We start from the raw sequence: 16,505 nt of genomic DNA on the forward strand, positions 1-16,505 counted from the left end.
TATCTTACCGTATTAAAATAAGATCATTTTCGAGACAATGGTTCGCAAAAAAACGGGATTAGAGAAATTCTAATCCCTCTCAAAACCGATTTTCTTATTTTAAGAATAAATCAAACAGGCTGATCGACAAAGTGATAGCTGCCAATCTTTGTAGGTCAGCCCCGTTTCTACTCAATCACCGATTTGAGAATTCGGAGCGGAGCCAGAGCCCGTTCGGGGCGGTTTTTAAGCTCATAATTGAGGTCAAAAATGGCCCGTTCCAGCAAATACGTTTCGAGCATGATCTGAAAATCCGCCTTATCATTTGGGAAAAAAGCCTGATCCTGCACGGTCGTCAGGTAAGCCTTCAGGAAGATCTCGCTGATCTGGTAGGCCCATAAATCAGCAAAGGGCAACAGGCTATCAACTTCTTCCTTCGGAACCTGGTTTGTCGACAGAAAACCTTCGTATGCCACGTAATAAAACGACCGGATCATGGCCGTTACATCCCGCAAGGGCGACCGCTTGATGCGCCGGGTCGTGACGCTCAGCAACGGATTGCCACCAAAATCCTGAATCGCCAGATCCTTGCCCGTGAGCAATACCTGACCGAGGTGATAGTTGCCGTGAATCCGGATTTTAAGCGCGTCGATCTTGTGGCTGTAAATCCGCCTGAGCGTGTCCAGAATGGTTTGCCTTTTGTCCAAGAGGGGTTCGGCTTCCTGCTGGATTTTGTCTGGCAATTCCTTCAGATTCTGGTGGAGCAAGTCGTAACTTTCCCGCACCAGCGACTGCATTCCCGCAAACAGAGAACGCTGATAGTGCAGGGAAAACGGCTCGGGTGCGAAATCTTTGTGATTGGTAGCCGCCAGCGCCCGGTGCAATTCGCCCGTCCGGATGCCAATCAGCCGGGCTTCTTCCGAGGCCGTGCCTCCGAGCAACTCCCGGCAGCTATCCGATAATTCCTCAAATTCCAGCGGGTTGTGCCAGGAGCCCTGCCGACAAACCATCGCCAGGCTTTCCCGACTCCGGGCAAGAATTCGCTCAATGTAGTTGTTGATCCGTTCGAGCATGAAACTACGTCCATCGCCGTGGTCTTCAATCATTTCCTCGATCATCCCCAACGCTACCCTACCTTTTTCCGACTGCCATTCGATGGTTCCAATGAATTCCGGCACGTGTTCAAAATGGGCTTCCTGGCTCAAAAACCGGGTGATTTCCACGTCGGAATTGCTGTTCCAGTCGACCTTGCGGTACATTTTCAGGAAAAACCGGTTGTCGAAGGTGATGGCCGTGTAATCGCGTTCTGCCGTGTGTACTTTCGTTTTAATCGTATCTTCAGGCTGGTCGGCGGTTTTTAGCGGTCCGTTGGCCGAAAAGACCAGCTTGCCTTTCTGAGCCGAAATCGCCTGATTGGCCTTCAGTTTGGCAAACAGCAGTTGGTGCAACCGGGGCGTATAGAGGGCGTCGCACAGAAAACTGGGTTCGTCACCGAGTTGGAGCTGCGCCAGAATAGCCTGTGGATAGTTTTCGGTAATCGGACCCACCCGGTCGGTTTTAACGAACGTAACGGGCAACTGATACAATTCGGGCAAACCCTGTTCGTAAGTCACCTCGACCAGCAGTAAGGTGCCTTTTTTGTCGTCCAGATCCACCAGCGCCTGATCGGCCAGCGTCACCTCGTCGATGGTTCGGCCTTTGCCGACAAACCAGTACGCTTTCGACAAATAAGCGGGCAGAATTTCGGTTTCCAGGCGGGTTCGTGCTTCACCCTGCGTCAACTCTTCCCAACGATTCAGCACCAGTTGCGGGAAATCGTTTTCAATATCCAGGCTCGCGCGGACTTTTTGCAGAGTAAACCACTGGTAATCATAAGGAGCGAGCGTAAACGGGTACGCGCCGTCTTCCCGGATGATCGGAAACCGGTTTTTGCTGAACAACTCGACGGGCCGGTACCCTTTGTACTTGGCCAGATCGATCTCGGTCGGTTGCGAATGTTTCGACAGGTTGACGATGATCAGCAGCGTTTCGTTTTCGTACGTCCGCGTAAAGGCCAGCACCTTCGGGTTGGCAACGTTCAGAAATTTCAGATCACCCCGCCCGAATGCCTTGTGCCGTTTCCGCATGTTGATCATCCGCTTCGTAAACCAGAGCAGCGAGGACGTATTCTGCCACTGCGTTTCCACATTCACGGCTTCGTAGTGGTAGGCTGGATCGAGAATCACCGGCAAATACAGCTTCTGCGGGTTGGTGCTCGAAAAACCGGCGTTCCGGTCGGGCGACCACTGCATCGGCGTCCGGACGCCGTCGCGGTCACCCAGATACACGTTATCGCCCATCCCGATTTCATCGCCGTAGTACAACACCGGCGTTCCGGCCAGCGAAAAGAGCAGGCTGTTGAGCAGTTCGATTTTCCGGCGGTCGTTGTCCATCAGCGGGGCCAGCCGGTGCCGGATGCCGAGGTTGATGCGTGCTTTCGGATTTTTGGCGTACATCTTGTACATATAATCCCGCTCGTCGTCGGTCACCATTTCGAGCGTCAGTTCGTCGTGGTTGCGCAGGAAAATGGCCCACTGGCAGGTTTCCGGAATCGCGGGCGTCTGGTCGAAAATGTCGGTGATCGGGTACCGGTCTTCCATTTGCACGGCCATGAACATGCGCGGCATGACCGGAAAATGGTAGTTCATGTGGCACTCGTCGCCGTCGCCAAAATACGAAGCCGAGTCCTCGGGCCACATGTTGGCTTCGGCCAGAAAAACCGTACCGGGGTATTTGTCGTCAACGTGTTTCCGGAGTTTTTTCAAAAAGTCGTGCGTTTCGGGCAGGTTCTCGCCGTTGGTGCCCTCGCGCTCGAACAGGTACGGAACCGCGTCGAGCCGGAAGCCGTCGACACCCATTTCGCACCAGTAATCCAGGATTTTCATGACCTCTTCCTGCACCAGCGGATTGTCGTAGTTCAGGTCGGGCTGGTGGTAGAAAAACCGGTGCCAGTAATACTGCTGAGCCACGGGGTCCCAGGTCCAGTTGGAGGCTTCGAAATCCTGGAAAATAATCCGCACATCCTTGTACTGGTTCGGATCGTCGGTCCAGACGTAGTACTCGCGTTCGGGCGAACCCTTGGGCGCTTTGCGGGCGCGCTGAAACCAGGGATGCTGGTCGGAAGTATGGTTGATGACTAACTCGGTAATGACTTTCAGGTTCCGCTTGTGGGCTTCCTGCAGGAATTGCTGAAACTGCTCAATGCTGCCGTATGATGGGTTGATGCTGTAATAATCGGCAATGTCGTAGCCGTCGTCGCGCAGCGGGGAGGGGTAAAACGGCAGTACCCAGATGGCCGTTACGCCCAGATCCTGGAGGTAATCCAGCTTTTCGAGCAGCCCCTGAAAGTCGCCGATGCCGTCGCCGGAACTGTCGCGAAAGGCCTTGATGTGTAATTCGTAAATAATGGCATCCTTGTACCAATGGAGTTTGTCGTCTAAACCTGTTTCTTTCATTGCCATAAGTCTCACGTCAACAATTCTGGTTCATTCCCGGTTGGTATTAAAACTAACCTAATACGCGAGCGAGATGTTTGGTACAGACGCGATTAATCGCGTCTCAAATGATAATGATGATGCGATTAACTAATGATAATGATGCAGAGACGCGATTAATCAATCCTGTGGAGACGCGATTAAATAATGATGTGGAGACGCGATTAATCGCGTCTGTACGTGCCCCGGATGAATTATTCGGCGATTTTTTTCTGGATGTGCAGTTGAGTCGCATCTTTCCTGATTCAAAAACCTTTGTCGACAGTGTACCCCGGATGGCACCGGAGGCCATTCTGGCCTTGTATGAAGCGCAGAAAAACAAACCGGATTTTTACCTAAAGACCTTTGTCAATCAGCATTTTACGGTGCCGGATTCAACCACGTCCGGTTTTGAAAGCGACCCGACGATGAGCACCACCGACCACATCGACCGGTTGTGGGATGTCCTGACCCGCGCGCCGGATGTGCCCGTGGAAGGCAGTTCGCGGTTGCCGATGCCACATCCGTATGTGGTGCCGGGCGGGCGATTTCGCGAGATTTTCTATTGGGACAGTTATTTCACCCTGCTGGGGTTGAAACAGGCCGGGCGGCACACGTTGCTGCGGAACATGGTCGACAACTTTGCCAGCCTCATTGATACGTACGGCTTTATTCCGAACGGCAACCGGACTTATTTTCTGAGCCGCTCCCAGCCGCCGGTTTTTGCGCTGATGGTAAAACTGCTGGCCGAAATCGACGGGCCGGACGCGCTGACCCGCTATTTGCCGCAATTACAGCAAGAATACAATTTCTGGATGAAGGACGCTGAAACCAGCGAAAGCCGGGCCATTACCCTGGAAGCCGGGCGGGTCTTGAACCGGTATTTTGACCCGACGCCCCGCCCCCGGCCCGAAGCCTATCTCAAGGAAATTCAACTGACGGAGGTGGCCAATGCACTCGGGATCGACTCGCCGACGCTGTATCGGAACCTGCGGGCGGCTTGCGAATCAGGCTGGGATTTCAGCAGCCGGTGGTTCAGCGATGGGCAGACGCTGGTGACGACCCACACAGCAAATATTCTGCCGGTCGATCTGAATTGTCTGCTCTATTTGCTGGAACAGACCTTGCAGGAAGCTTACCAGCAGTGTGGTCATGCCGAGGCCGCCCGGCAGTACCGAACCTTGGCCGAAACCCGAAAAACCGCCATCGGGCAACTGTTCTGGAACGAACACCGGGGTTTTTATTTTGACTACGACTTGCTGACCCGTCGACAAACCGTCCCGCTGACGCTGGCGGCCGCCTTTCCGCTGTTTGTTGGGCTGGCAACGCCGGAGCAGGCCGAAGCGGTTCATAACCGGCTGCGTGAGAGCTTTCTGCAACCCGGTGGCTGGGTCACGACCCTGATCCGCTCCGGCGAACAGTGGGATTTCCCGAATGGCTGGGCTCCCTTGCAGTGGATCGTTTACAAAGGGCTGATGAACTACGGTTTTACGGAAACGGCCGGTGAAGGACGCGACCGCTGGCTGGCCTTAAACGACCGGGTGTTTCGGGCTACCGGCAAAATGATGGAAAAATACAATGTAGTCGAAGATACGCTGACGGCGGGAGGAGGAGCCTATCCGAATCAGGACGGTTTTGGCTGGACCAACGGCGTGTACCTCCAACTGATGCACGAAAAGGCGGCTGACGAAAACCCGTAAAAGGGTATAAAACATTGGTTCATAGTGTAAAAGCGGATCTTTTTTGGCCGACATTACACAACCTTTACAGAAAATTTGCTGATATGTCGGAAAGGGTTGCTTATTTTGCACCTGTTTGGTCTACTGACTTCCGTCAAATTCTATGTCATTTAAGAAAACCAAGATTGTTGCCACGGTCGGTCCGGCCTCCGAGAGCAAAGAAAACCTGTTGGCTTTAGCCCGTGCCGGTGTCAATGTTTTCCGGCTGAATTTTTCCCACGGTACGCACGAAGAACACCTGGTTCGCATTCAGCGCATCCGGGAAATCAACGAAGAATACGGCCTGAATCTGGCCATTTTGCAGGATTTGCAAGGCCCTAAAATCCGGATCGGGAAGGTTGAGAAAGATGAGGGCGTGATGATTTTGCCCGGCAATAAACTAATTTTCACCAACGAAGAAGTCATCGGTACCGCCGAGCGCGTGAGTACACCCTACAAAGGCATGTACCGCGACGTACGCAACGGGGAGCGTATTCTGTTAGACGATGGCAAACTGGAAGTGCGGGTGATCGGAACGGAAGGCACAGATGTCATTACGGAAGTCGTTTACGGTGGACCGCTGAAATCAAAAAAAGGCGTTAACCTTCCCAATACGAAGGTATCGATGCCTTCGGTGACCGAAAAAGATTTTGAAGACCTGGACTTCGGGCTGGAGCACAACGTCGACTGGATTGCCTTGTCATTTGTCCGGCAGGCATCGGAGATTCTGGAAATTAAGGAATACATTCGGGCGCGGGGCAAAACCTGCCGCGTTATTGCCAAGCTCGAAAAACCGGAAGCCATTCAGAACATCGACGAAATCATTGTTGCTACCGACGGGGTGATGGTCGCACGCGGTGACCTGGGCGTGGAACTGCCCGCCGAAGATGTGCCGATGATTCAGAAAATGATCGTTGAAAAGTCGAACAAAGCCGCTAAACCGGTGATTGTGGCGACGCAGATGCTCGAAAGCATGATCGACGCGCCCCGCCCGACCCGCGCCGAAATAAACGACATTGCCAACTCCGTGCTCGACGGTGCCGATGCCGTTATGCTCAGCGCCGAAACCGCTTCGGGCAAATACCCGATTCTGGCCGTCGAGAATATGACGCACACGATCCAGAAAGTGGAAGAATTGAGCGACAAGATTTATTACCGCTACCACGCCTATGTCAACGAAAATCCGGGCGAGAACGTCCTGAATGACAACGTGGTGATGAGCGCCTGCCGGTTGGCCCGCGATACCAAAGCGAAAGCGATCATCGGGATCACGACCTCGGGTTATACGGCGTTCCGGTTATCGCACCACCGTCCGAAAGCCGGTTTGTATGTCTTCACGGCTAACAAGGCGCTGATGAGCACACTGGCGTTGTGCTGGGGGGTAGAGGTGTTGCCCTACGAGCCGAATACGGCCAACACCGTCGATGAAACCGTAACCGAAATCAAGGACCTGCTCGTGAAGCGCGGTCTGCTCGAAAAAGGTGATATTTTCATCAACACCCTCAGCATGCCACTGACCGAGAAATCGCACACGAACACGGTGAAACTGAGTATTGTGTAGTAAGGGTTGTTACACAGGGTCTATCGGAGAACATCAGAGTTGATCAGAGGAAACCCTGTTAAGCTCTGATATTCTCCGATAAACTCTGTGTAACAACCCCCTTATACTTTCGCCGGAAGTACCCGAACGACACCAATACCAGCACACCGTATACCACGGAGATGATATAAGCCGAGTAGATGAAAAAGTCGAAGAAGCTGATGTTCGGTTGCCCGAAGTTTTTGTAGAGCGTCACGGCCACACTTCCCATGTAGCCATAATAATCCGCGAGCGTGACGATAAACCCCACCGTGCTGACATACCGGAACGAGGCCACCAGCCGCTCGAAGTACAGCCCGTTGCAGGGCACATACGCCCCGTAAAGGCCCAGTCCGACCAGCGTAAACCACGTCCCCGGCGATAAAACACCCTGCTGGAAAAACCAGGTGCTCACGCCGATCAGCGCAGCCGAGAGCAACATCACGCCATTGATCAGCCGGAAGGCCAGAAAGTTGTCTTTCACGAGCTGCAACGCCCCCATCACCACCAGAATGCCAACGGCCACAGCGGTTTCGGTCTGGGTAAAAACCGCCGGATTTGAAATCCCGACGGCCGAAAGGATTTCCGGGGCGAAATTGTCGCGGAAATCGCGGAAGGCCGATAGCAGCACGTAAGAGACGATGAGCGTGGTTAGTCCGGCGGAGAAAGTGTGCAGAAACTGCCGCCGTTCGGTCTGGTTCATCGGAGCCCGTTCGGTGCGGAGCGCCCGGTCTTCGGCCGAGGGCGGGGGCAGCAGCGTCATCATCCAAACCGATACGAGCAGCGGCACCACGAACAGCAGCCCGGTGACGAACGGAAGCCAGAACTCCGAAACACCCCAGGCCTGCCGGATTGTCAGGGCCACGGTTTTGACGAAGCCCGACGCAAAAATGAACGACGCCGTCAGCCCCGCAACCAGCGCGTCGGTTTGCCGTCGACCCTCCAGAAAACCGAGCATAATCCCATAGACCATGCCGAGTGGCAGGCCGTTCAGAAACAGAAAAACGATGTTGTAGGGGGGAGGTACCAGGGCAAAACCCAACAGCGCCAGTTCGGAAAGCCCGATAAACAGGAGCACATACATCGCCCGCTGGCCCGGTTTCATTTCCGACACCACCTTGACGCCAATGCGCTTCGATACCGCATAACCGAGCACCTGCGCCGTAATGAGCCAGATTTTGTAACTGATGCCGGCGTAGCTCATTCCCTCAAAAATAACCGCCGTAATGCCTTTCCGGAACGCATACATGCAGGCATAGGTGCAGAAGGCGGCAACGGCGCCGAAAAGCACAAACACAACGGGGTGACGGAAAACAGATTTCGTGGACATGCGGCTTGGTTTGTTTACAAAGTACTCAGATTTGCTCATAGAACGGGTGCCTGGGCCTAAAAATCAAATTTCGGAACGCCCGATGGCAATAAGCGATTTCTGGTATTAAGATTGTGTTATTGAAATCAGGGAGACAAATACGAATTTCCGGCATCATTCGTATATATTGTTTACATTCACCATCGTCACAACCTGAATACTAATATGGAAACGCATCCGATTACCAATGGCTGTCTGCTGATCGCCGAACCGTTTCTGGGCGATCCGAATTTTGAACGAAGCGTCGTACTCGTATGCGACCATAACGACGAAGGCACGTTTGGACTGGTACTGAACCAGATCGCGCAGGTGAAACTGAACGACGTGCTGACCGACGAAATGTACCACGACTTTTCGCTCTACGTGGGTGGGCCGGTGCAGCAGAATACACTGCATTACATTCACCGGCTCGGTGGGCTGGTCGAAGAATCGATCCCGTTGCCGAACGGCCTGTACTGGAGCGGCAATTTCGACCGGCTGCGACAACTGATCAACGCGGGGGCCGTGAAGGAAACCGACGTGCGGTTTTTTGTCGGCTATTCCGGCTGGTCGGGCGGACAACTGGCCGACGAAATGGCGAAAAACTCCTGGATCGTGGCCCAGGCCGATTCAAACTTTATTCTCAATACGCCTTCCGACCAGTTCTGGCGGGGCATTCTGCGGCAGATGGGGGGGCAATACCGCGTGTTGTCGCATTATCCGGTCGATCCGCGATTGAATTGATTTGCGCCCGGTAGAGACGCGATTAATCGCGTCTCTATACAATGATTCATTTCATTGATCCATACAGCCGCTATTCATTGGTCCATACAGCCGCGATTAATCGCGGCTCTACCTTAAAATTTGTGAAAATGCCCCGAAACTTGACGCTGTACCCGTAAGATAACCGGAATTCTGCCGTTATTTGTCTGTCGGTTCGCGGCCGGGCTGCGAGCCGATTGGTTTATTGATTCAAAACAGTATGTCGAAAATCAGGTTACTTGCACTCATTGCGTTTCTGTTCGCTTCGTTTTCTTCATTTGCTCAACTTCAGGGCGTATTTGGGCTTAAAGTAGGAGCCAACTCGTCCAAAACCGTTCAGGAGGGCGTTTCGCCTTATTCCGTGGAACGGTTTAAAACGGATTTCCACCTGGGAGGCATCTACCGGCTTCGCTACAAACGGTTTGTGGCTCAGCCCGAGGTGTTATACTCCGTTAAAGGGGGTTCACTCCGGCGGCTGGGAACGAATGAGCTGACCGTTCGGAATAACTTCAATTACCTCAGTGTACCAATTCTGCTCGGCTGGGTACCGACGGAAGGGCTGGTCTTGCAGGCCGGGCCGGAATTCAGTTATGCGCTCAACACGCCCGAATCCAATGGCCCCGGTAAGCGCAACGATCTGGGGATTGCCGTTGGCGCTCACTACGACTTTCTGGATATGGCCGAAAAATTCAGTCTGCACCTGCGCTATATCCACGGCCTGAACAATGTTTCCAGTAATCCGGTGGTCGAAAACTACAACCGGACGTTTCAGGTGTCGATTATTTATAATTTCTACAAAAAACGGTAGGCTACCGGTTTTAATAGGCCACATACGTCCGCTCCACCCAGCCATCGTCGAACAGGTCGATCAGGGCGTACCCGGCGCGGGTGTGGTGGTAAGTCGAATTGTCCCACCAGTCGCCACTGAGCGCGCCGTTGTTGAGGTAGGTGACGCCGTTGTAATCGACCCGGTCGAGCAGGTGCGTGTGGCCGCTCAGGCAAACCTTCACGTTTGGGCGTTTATGAAATAGCTTGATGAGGTCCGTCGAGTCGGTGTGCATCAACCCGCCCGAAATCTCTCGATGGCCGTTTTTCTGCACCTTTCGGTCGTACAGAACTGAGGCCGACAGAATCGGAATGTGCGACAGAATCAACACCGGCGTTTTAGAGCCGGTTTTCCGCAGATCATTCTCCAGCCAGTCGCGCTGCGGCTCATCGATCCGGGCCACGTACCAGCCTCCTTCGGGCGTGGGCTGGGTGCTGTCGAGGACCACAAAATGCCAGCCGCTGTGGTCGAAGCTGTAATACCGCTGCGCCAGACCCAACTGCTCCACAGCCCAGGCTTTTCCGTACAAAGGGTCTTTCCGGGAGCCGTTGTACCCCCAAACGTCGTGATTGCCAATGCAATGATGGATGGGAAGCGAATTTTCCTGCTGAAGAATTCGGTTCCAGACATTCCATTGCCGCCGGACGGTGCTTTTATCCCGCGAAAGGGCGTCCATAATGGCGTCGCCCCCGTTCAGAATAAACGCTGGTCGGTCTTTCATGGCTTGCAGGTGGTGCAGGCACTGCGCCAGCGCGACTTCGGCTTTTGGGCGTGGCATCATATGAATGTCGGTCAGGTGAGCAAGGCGCAGGACGCGTTTTCGCTGGTAATTTTCCGGAAGTTCGGGCACCGAAAGGCCGGTGGTCAGGAGCCCGAGAGAAGACAGTGCTTGGCGACGGTTCATGGCAGGTGGTTGAGGCAGAGCGGATTCGGGCGGTCTGCTATACTAAAAACGGATTTTAGGCCGATCCTTCCCGAAGAACTGCCTGAAAAGGAAAAAATTGTATCTTGCGAAACGATGTTTTCAATTGTTGACGTAGAGACGACGGGCGGGATCGGCGGGCCAACCCGGTTGACAGAAGTAGCGGTTTTTCGGTACGATGGGGTGGAGGTTGTGGACAGCTTCCATTCGTTAATTAATCCGCATTGCCCCATTCCGCCGTTTATTGCCCGCATGACCGGCATTTCGGACGCGATGGTGCAATCGGCCCCCGACTTTGCCGATGTCGCTCACGAGATTGACCGCGTCACGGAAGGGGCGGTTTTTGTAGCCCACAATGCCCCGTTCGACTACGGTTTTCTGAAAAAAGAATTCACCTGGATCGGTCTGCCGTTCGAGCGCCACCGGCTCTGTACGGTGCAGTTGAGCCGCCGGATTTTTCCGGGTCTGCCGTCGTACAGCCTGGGGAAACTGTGCCGTTCGCTGCAAATTCCGGTCAGCAACCGCCACCGCGCCCACGGCGACGCAGCCGCCACCGTCCAGCTTTTCGAGCAATTGCTCCGGCATGATCAGCACGGGCTGATCCGGGCTGGCCGAGTAAAAGTGTGAGGCTTATTCGACTATCTTGTAAAGTCGTTTGGCCTCGGCCCGCGAAACGGCGTTAAAATGCCACCACTCGGTTTTTAGCGAAGAAAAACCGGCTTTTTGCATCACCGACCGCAGCAGCCGCCGGTTTTCGACCTGCTGGGCGGTCAATTTCCCTTTTTTCAGTAATTCCGCTTCTTTTGCCGGATAGGCCAGTTCTCCAAAATAGTCGAAGGGCGTGCCCATGTCGAGCGGTTTTCCGGTTTTGGTCGCCAGGGTCAGATCGACCGCACAGCCATAGTTATGCACCGAGCCATTGCGCGGGTTGGAAACGTACTTCCCCCGCTCGCTGACGGGCAGGTGACTGAGCGTTTTCCACAAATCCCATTGGGCGGAGCGGGGGCGGGTCGCGTCGTATACGAGCAACCGGAGGTCGGGCCATCGTTTCTGTAATTCCCGGCTGGCGGTTGCCAGTTTCTGAGCCGCCATCGGTTGCAAATACGCCCTCGTCAGATCGCCATACACGTCTTTTTTGACAAAGTTATCGGTGGTCGAGTACTTCAGTTCCACCAGCAGGCTTGGATCGATCTTCTGAATATCCACCAAGCCCTGCCGGATCATCGCCTGCTCCAACTTCCCCTGTGCCAGGAGCCAATAAAATAATAAAACTGTATAGCGCATTATAAAAACCCGGATAAACTCTGATGTTCCCTGATGAACTCTGATTAACAACTGTTCCACAGAGTTGATCAGGGAACATCAGAGTGCATCAGAGGGTGTTTCGTTGCGAAATAACGAAAAAGCCGCTATTTTGCTACGCATAACGTGTCCCCCATACTATGGCCCTCAACTACATTTGGGTAGCTTTTTTTCTGATTGCCTTTCTGATTGCGCTCTTTAAACTGATCTTTCTGGGCGATACCGAAATCTTCAAGACCATTGTCGAGGGTTTGTTCGATTCGTCGAAAACCGCCGTCATGGACATTGCCCTGCCGCTGGCGGGTGTGATGACGTTTTTTCTGGGGTTGCTCAACATCGGTGAAAAAGCCGGGGCCATCAACTTTCTGGCGCGCATCATCGGCCCGTTTTTCAACAAGCTGTTTCCGGAAGTACCGAAAAACCACCCGGCCAACGGCCAGATGATCATGAACTTTTCGGCCAACATGCTCGGGCTGGACAACGCGGCCACGCCCTTCGGCCTGAAGGCCATGCAAAGTTTACAGGAACTGAACCCGCAGAAAGACACGGCTTCCAACGCGCAGATCATGTTTCTGGTACTGCACACCTCCGGGCTGACCATCATTCCGCTGGGCATCATGGCGCAGCGGGCCATTTTGGGGGCCAAAGATCCGTCGGATATTTTCATTCCCTGCCTGATCGGTACCTATGTGGCCACGGTTTTCAGCATGTTCATTGTAGCGTTAAAGCAACGCATCAACCTGTTCAACGGACTGGTGATGGGCTGGCTGGGCGGCATTACGACGTTTCTGGCGCTGGCTTTATGGTACCTATCGTCGTTGCCGAAGGAAGAAATCGAGCAGGTGTCCAAGGTGGTTGGCAACGTGACCTTGTTTGTGATCATCGTCGCATTTCTGTTAGGGGCCATGCGCAAGAAAGTGGATATTTTCGATGCGTTTATCGAAGGGGCCAAAGGCGGTTTTGAAACCTCCGTCCGGATTATTCCGTACCTGGTCGGGATGCTGGTGGCGATCAGCGCCTTACGGAATTCGGGCGCGATGGCTTACATTGTCGACGGCATGAAATACCTGATCGGGCTGACGGGCGTGAACACCGATTTTACGGATGCCTTGCCAGTGGCCCTCATGCGGCCTTTGAGCGGCAGCGCGTCGCGGGCGCTGATGATCGACGCCATGAAGCAGTTCGGGCCGGATTCGTTCGTGGGGCGGCTGTCCTGTATTTTCCAGGGCGCGGCCGACACCACGTTTTACATCGTGGCGCTGTATTTCGGCTCGGTCGGAATCAAGAAAACCCGGTACGCCATCGTCGCCGGTTTGATCGCCGATCTGGCGGGCGTGCTGGCCGGAATTGCGCTGGGGTACTTCTTTTTTCACTGAGCCAAAGCCGGTCGGAATTTGTTATCTTTGAAAAAAATAGCTATGACAACCATACAATTTAAAATTGATGACGAACTGCTTGCCGAATATGGCTTGCGAGCTGTTCAGGAACAGTTTCAACGGCAGTTAGATTGGGAAGCATTGCGTTTGAAAGCCTTGAAGCTAAAGACCGACCTGGATGAAGCTGGTTTGGATTACGACGAAATAGCCAAAGAAGCACGGGCTAGAGCTTGGGAAAAATATAAGAATACGGTTTTAAAAGATGTCTTACCACCGGAAGCTTTTGAGTAAACACTTCCCGGGCATCCATACTCATTAATGACAGAATCAGTTTTTTTACCACGTAATTTTATCATTGACGCTAATGTTATTTTCAGTGGTTTAATCAGTGGAAAACGAGAGTATATTACCCTGGCAGCAAAAAACCGATTTTTCACCCCTGATTACGCTTTAACCGAGTTGCAAGGTTTTCAGGATGTCATTCGTGAAAAAACGAAACAAACTCCGTAATCTCTGAAAGCGTATACCCTTGATCTGTTCGCCAAGCTGACGGTCATACCCAATTTTCTGATTTCTTTTCGCAGCCATCTTGCGGCATTTCAGTTGTGCAAAGAGGTTGACGAAGAAGACATGCCTTATCTGGCTGCTACTATTGAATTTGATTTTCCGTTACTCACCCGCGACAAAGTGCTTGTCGACGGCCTTCGTGCCAGAGGGTACACAAACATTATTTTATTGGATGAATTATTCAGTCACTAGACTGAAAACCGCTTACGATGAACATTGACCAAATCCGCGAACAGCTGCACCGACTGATTGACGAAGTAGAAGATATCTACGTCCTGAACGGACTGTATCGCAACCTGACTGCCGAAAAACGCCACCGCGAAGCCTACGAGAAAGAGCAGCGTGAGAAGGCGCAGGTGGCTAAAAAGCATCGAAGTGGGCCAAGTTAAAAATGATCAGAAAGTTACTTTATGTTAAAATGAGGATATTCTTTGTGTCTAAGAAAAGATTAGGTATTATTACCAGGAAAACCTTAGCTTAGAACTATTCCCTTTCCTTAACATGAAAGTATTTTGTAGCTGGTCTGGTCGTCAGAGCAAAGAATTGGCGCAAGCCTTAAAAGAGACATTTGAGCTAATACTAACGGATGTAGAATTATGGATATCTGAAAATGATATCAAGGCGGGTGAACGTTGGAATGAAAGTATTGCTAAAAATTTGGAAGAATGTAATTACGGCATTGCATTTATTACGGAAGAAAACATACACGAGCCCTGGATACACTTTGAGTCAGGGGCTATATCAAAGCAAGTTGGTAAGTCGTCAGTTTGCCCTTATTTATTTCATGTAAAGTCTGAGTTGATCAGTCGGACGCCCTTGGCTACTTTTCAGGCGTTATCTGCTTCAAAAGATGATACATTTAAGTTATTGACTTATCTAAAGGAAAAAAGCAATTCTCTTATTAAAGAAGAAAATTTAAGACGGTCATTTAATATTCATTGGGAAAGCCTGAGTGGAAGGTATACAGAAATAGAAAAAAAATATTCTCATGCCAACGATATTGCTAGAGAGAAACGTGATCTTGACCAAGTATTCCGTTTGCTAAAAAGCAATCCAATCCTCAATAATATTTATTTGAAAGAAATAACGATTAATTACATTAGAGATTTTATACGGAAGCTAAAGAAATCGTCTGAAACGTCTCAGTTATCCATCTCCATTCCCCATATATTCTATCCATTTTTTTTGACAAAACTGTTAGAGAATAGGCGCAATGCCTTGACAAAAGCAATTTCAATTGTTGACAATGATGAGAATTTCTGGCCAGAAAAGACGGGAGATTTAATTATTGATTATACAACCCGTGAAAGCATAAGGATTTTTGCATTTCGTAATCAAAAACAGATGCTTTTCCATTTGCCTATGTTGAAGAAACACGCAAAAAAATATAATATTTATGTAATAAGCTACTCATACGTATCCAATTTGTACGATGCAGATCCCTATGATTTTTCAATTGTTGGTGATATAAACACGCCTAATTCAAGCATGATCGCTAAATACGACGATAAGGGGTCTTCATATAAAACGATTAAGTTTACATACGATGAAGAACTACTACTGAAGCAGAATGAACTTTTTTTAAAAATTAAAGATCAATCTATTGAGTTAGATGATAGTTTTGACCTCGACGATGAGGATAAGAAGAATAGTTTCTTTGATCTAGTTTTCAATAATATTAGTAGGCTGAATAATAAGCCTGTGGAAATGTCCTCCTACATTTCGATTCATGAATATCATGCTCATGAGGAAAAGCATGCCTACTTTGTTGAAATGATGGAACGAATGATCAATATCTATAGGGACATGTCCACAAAGACAACAACTCCTAACCGTGTGCTTGAGATGGGGGCTGGAACCGGGATATTTACAAAACGGTTGCTGAATACTGAAAATATCAATATAGTCGCTATTGAGATTGATTGGGCTTGTTATCATTTACTGCTTGAAAATATGAGCAGTATAAATGGTAGTAGTGATAGGGCTCCAAAAATTACAGCAAACGGTAAATTGAAAAATACGTTTAAGTATGAAACTATAAATTCTGTAGTAGAATGTTATAATCTGGATGGTAGAACATTTGATCCGCGCGGTAAATTTAAATTCGTTTTTTCTTCTTTTGCTGATCATCATATCAATAAGCAAGATAAACGAAAGTATTTTAAAAATGTGAGAGAGAATCTTGAAGAAGGTGGTGTGTTTATCGTTGGTGATGAATTCTTACCTAGTTACGATGAGGAAGATAGTCTTGCCAGAGAAAAAGCACTACGCACCTACCACAATCATATTATTGATAAAACGCGCGAACGTTATGGGCAAGAAGCGGACGGATTCGTACAGTTGGAAACGGCTGCTCTCGAGTCTGGTATACAAGGCATGGGGGACTTCAAACTCTCCTGCGATCAGTATGAGCGATATTTACGCGAGTCTAAGTTTGAAATTGTGAGTAAAGATTTGATTGGACCCAAAGACCAATCGGATGTTGGCGGCATTTATGTTTATACGTTAAAAGCGGTTTAGTGCCGACCCCCACTGCCATCATCAGTTATGATGCGTTCGGTCAACTCAAGGAGGTACGGGTGCTGATCGCAGATTTGAAGCAGGCATTTGAGCA

Annotated in this window: 13 protein-coding genes and 1 pseudogene; 10 read left to right on the forward strand and 4 right to left on the reverse strand. The window is 50.9% G+C overall.

What is annotated here, in order from left to right; translation table 11 throughout:
* Nucleotides 1–167: 167 nt before the first annotated feature.
* Entirely contained in the window at nt 168–3,479 is a 3,312-nt protein-coding gene (gene treS / locus ACO2Q8_RS24045) for a maltose alpha-D-glucosyltransferase (RefSeq protein WP_423347427.1), read from the reverse strand.
* A gap of 161 nt (nt 3,480–3,640) precedes the next feature.
* On the opposite strand from treS, the gene treF reads away from it, so the two are divergent.
* Together treF and pyk are read left to right on the forward strand one after the other, a co-directional pair.
* Complete coding sequence (gene treF, locus ACO2Q8_RS24050; RefSeq protein ID WP_423347428.1) at nt 3,641–5,191, forward strand: alpha,alpha-trehalase TreF; 1,551 nt, start codon at nt 3,641–3,643, stop codon at nt 5,189–5,191.
* Between the two features lie 142 nt (nt 5,192–5,333).
* The gene (gene pyk, locus ACO2Q8_RS24055; RefSeq protein WP_423347429.1) at nt 5,334–6,770 is read left to right on the forward strand and encodes a pyruvate kinase; all 1,437 of its coding nucleotides are present in this window, start codon (nt 5,334–5,336) and stop codon (nt 6,768–6,770) included.
* 58 nt (nt 6,771–6,828) lie between these two features.
* On the opposite strand, the gene ACO2Q8_RS24060 is transcribed toward pyk, so the two are convergent.
* Nucleotides 6,829–8,118, reverse strand: a complete 1,290-nt coding sequence (locus ACO2Q8_RS24060; RefSeq protein WP_423347430.1) for a DUF5690 family protein — start codon at nt 8,116–8,118, stop codon at nt 6,829–6,831.
* Nucleotides 8,119–8,322: 204 nt separating this feature from the next.
* Between ACO2Q8_RS24060 and ACO2Q8_RS24065 the strand changes: the two genes are divergently transcribed.
* Nucleotides 8,323–8,880: a YqgE/AlgH family protein gene (locus ACO2Q8_RS24065; protein ID WP_423347431.1), complete on the forward strand. Its 558-nt coding sequence runs from the start codon at nt 8,323–8,325 to the stop codon at nt 8,878–8,880.
* A 238-nt stretch (nt 8,881–9,118) separates the two neighbouring features.
* Nucleotides 9,119–9,706: a porin family protein gene (locus ACO2Q8_RS24070; RefSeq protein ID WP_423347432.1), complete on the forward strand. Its 588-nt coding sequence runs from the start codon at nt 9,119–9,121 to the stop codon at nt 9,704–9,706.
* Between the two features lie 10 nt (nt 9,707–9,716).
* Here ACO2Q8_RS24070 and ACO2Q8_RS24075 read toward each other — a convergent pair whose 3' ends face one another.
* Nucleotides 9,717–10,628 (reverse strand): metallophosphoesterase family protein, encoded by a 912-nt coding sequence (locus tag ACO2Q8_RS24075; RefSeq protein ID WP_423347433.1) that lies wholly within the window; start codon nt 10,626–10,628, stop codon nt 9,717–9,719.
* 114 nt (nt 10,629–10,742) lie between these two features.
* Between ACO2Q8_RS24075 and ACO2Q8_RS24080 the strand changes: the two genes are divergently transcribed.
* On the forward strand, nt 10,743–11,273 hold the full coding sequence (locus ACO2Q8_RS24080; protein WP_423347434.1) for a PolC-type DNA polymerase III: 531 nt from the start codon (nt 10,743–10,745) through the stop codon (nt 11,271–11,273).
* Nucleotides 11,274–11,276: 3 nt separating this feature from the next.
* Here the strand turns inward: ACO2Q8_RS24080 and ACO2Q8_RS24085 are convergent, their stop codons facing one another.
* Complete coding sequence (locus ACO2Q8_RS24085) at nt 11,277–11,930, reverse strand: M15 family metallopeptidase (protein WP_423347435.1); 654 nt, start codon at nt 11,928–11,930, stop codon at nt 11,277–11,279.
* Between the two features lie 158 nt (nt 11,931–12,088).
* Here ACO2Q8_RS24085 and ACO2Q8_RS24090 point away from each other — a divergent pair, with 158 nt between their 5' ends.
* The 5 genes and pseudogenes from ACO2Q8_RS24090 to ACO2Q8_RS24110 all read left to right on the forward strand — a co-directional run bounded on the left by ACO2Q8_RS24090 (nt 12,089) and on the right by ACO2Q8_RS24110 (nt 16,411).
* Nucleotides 12,089–13,324: a nucleoside recognition domain-containing protein gene (locus tag ACO2Q8_RS24090; protein WP_423347436.1), complete on the forward strand. Its 1,236-nt coding sequence runs from the start codon at nt 12,089–12,091 to the stop codon at nt 13,322–13,324.
* 42 nt (nt 13,325–13,366) lie between these two features.
* Nucleotides 13,367–13,615 (forward strand): hypothetical protein, encoded by a 249-nt coding sequence (locus tag ACO2Q8_RS24095; RefSeq protein WP_423347437.1) that lies wholly within the window; start codon nt 13,367–13,369, stop codon nt 13,613–13,615.
* Between the two features lie 27 nt (nt 13,616–13,642).
* Nucleotides 13,643–14,083, forward strand: a pseudogene (locus tag ACO2Q8_RS24100) (PIN domain-containing protein).
* 17 nt (nt 14,084–14,100) lie between these two features.
* The gene (locus ACO2Q8_RS24105) at nt 14,101–14,280 is read left to right on the forward strand and encodes a hypothetical protein (protein ID WP_423347438.1); all 180 of its coding nucleotides are present in this window, start codon (nt 14,101–14,103) and stop codon (nt 14,278–14,280) included.
* A 112-nt stretch (nt 14,281–14,392) separates the two neighbouring features.
* Nucleotides 14,393–16,411, forward strand: coding sequence for a methyltransferase domain-containing protein (locus ACO2Q8_RS24110; protein WP_423347439.1), 2,019 nt, complete (start codon nt 14,393–14,395; stop codon nt 16,409–16,411).
* The last annotated feature ends 94 nt before the right edge of the window (nt 16,412–16,505 follow it).

The organism is Larkinella sp. VNQ87 (assembly GCF_049445795.1).
GTDB lineage: Bacteria > Bacteroidota > Bacteroidia > Cytophagales > Spirosomataceae > Larkinella.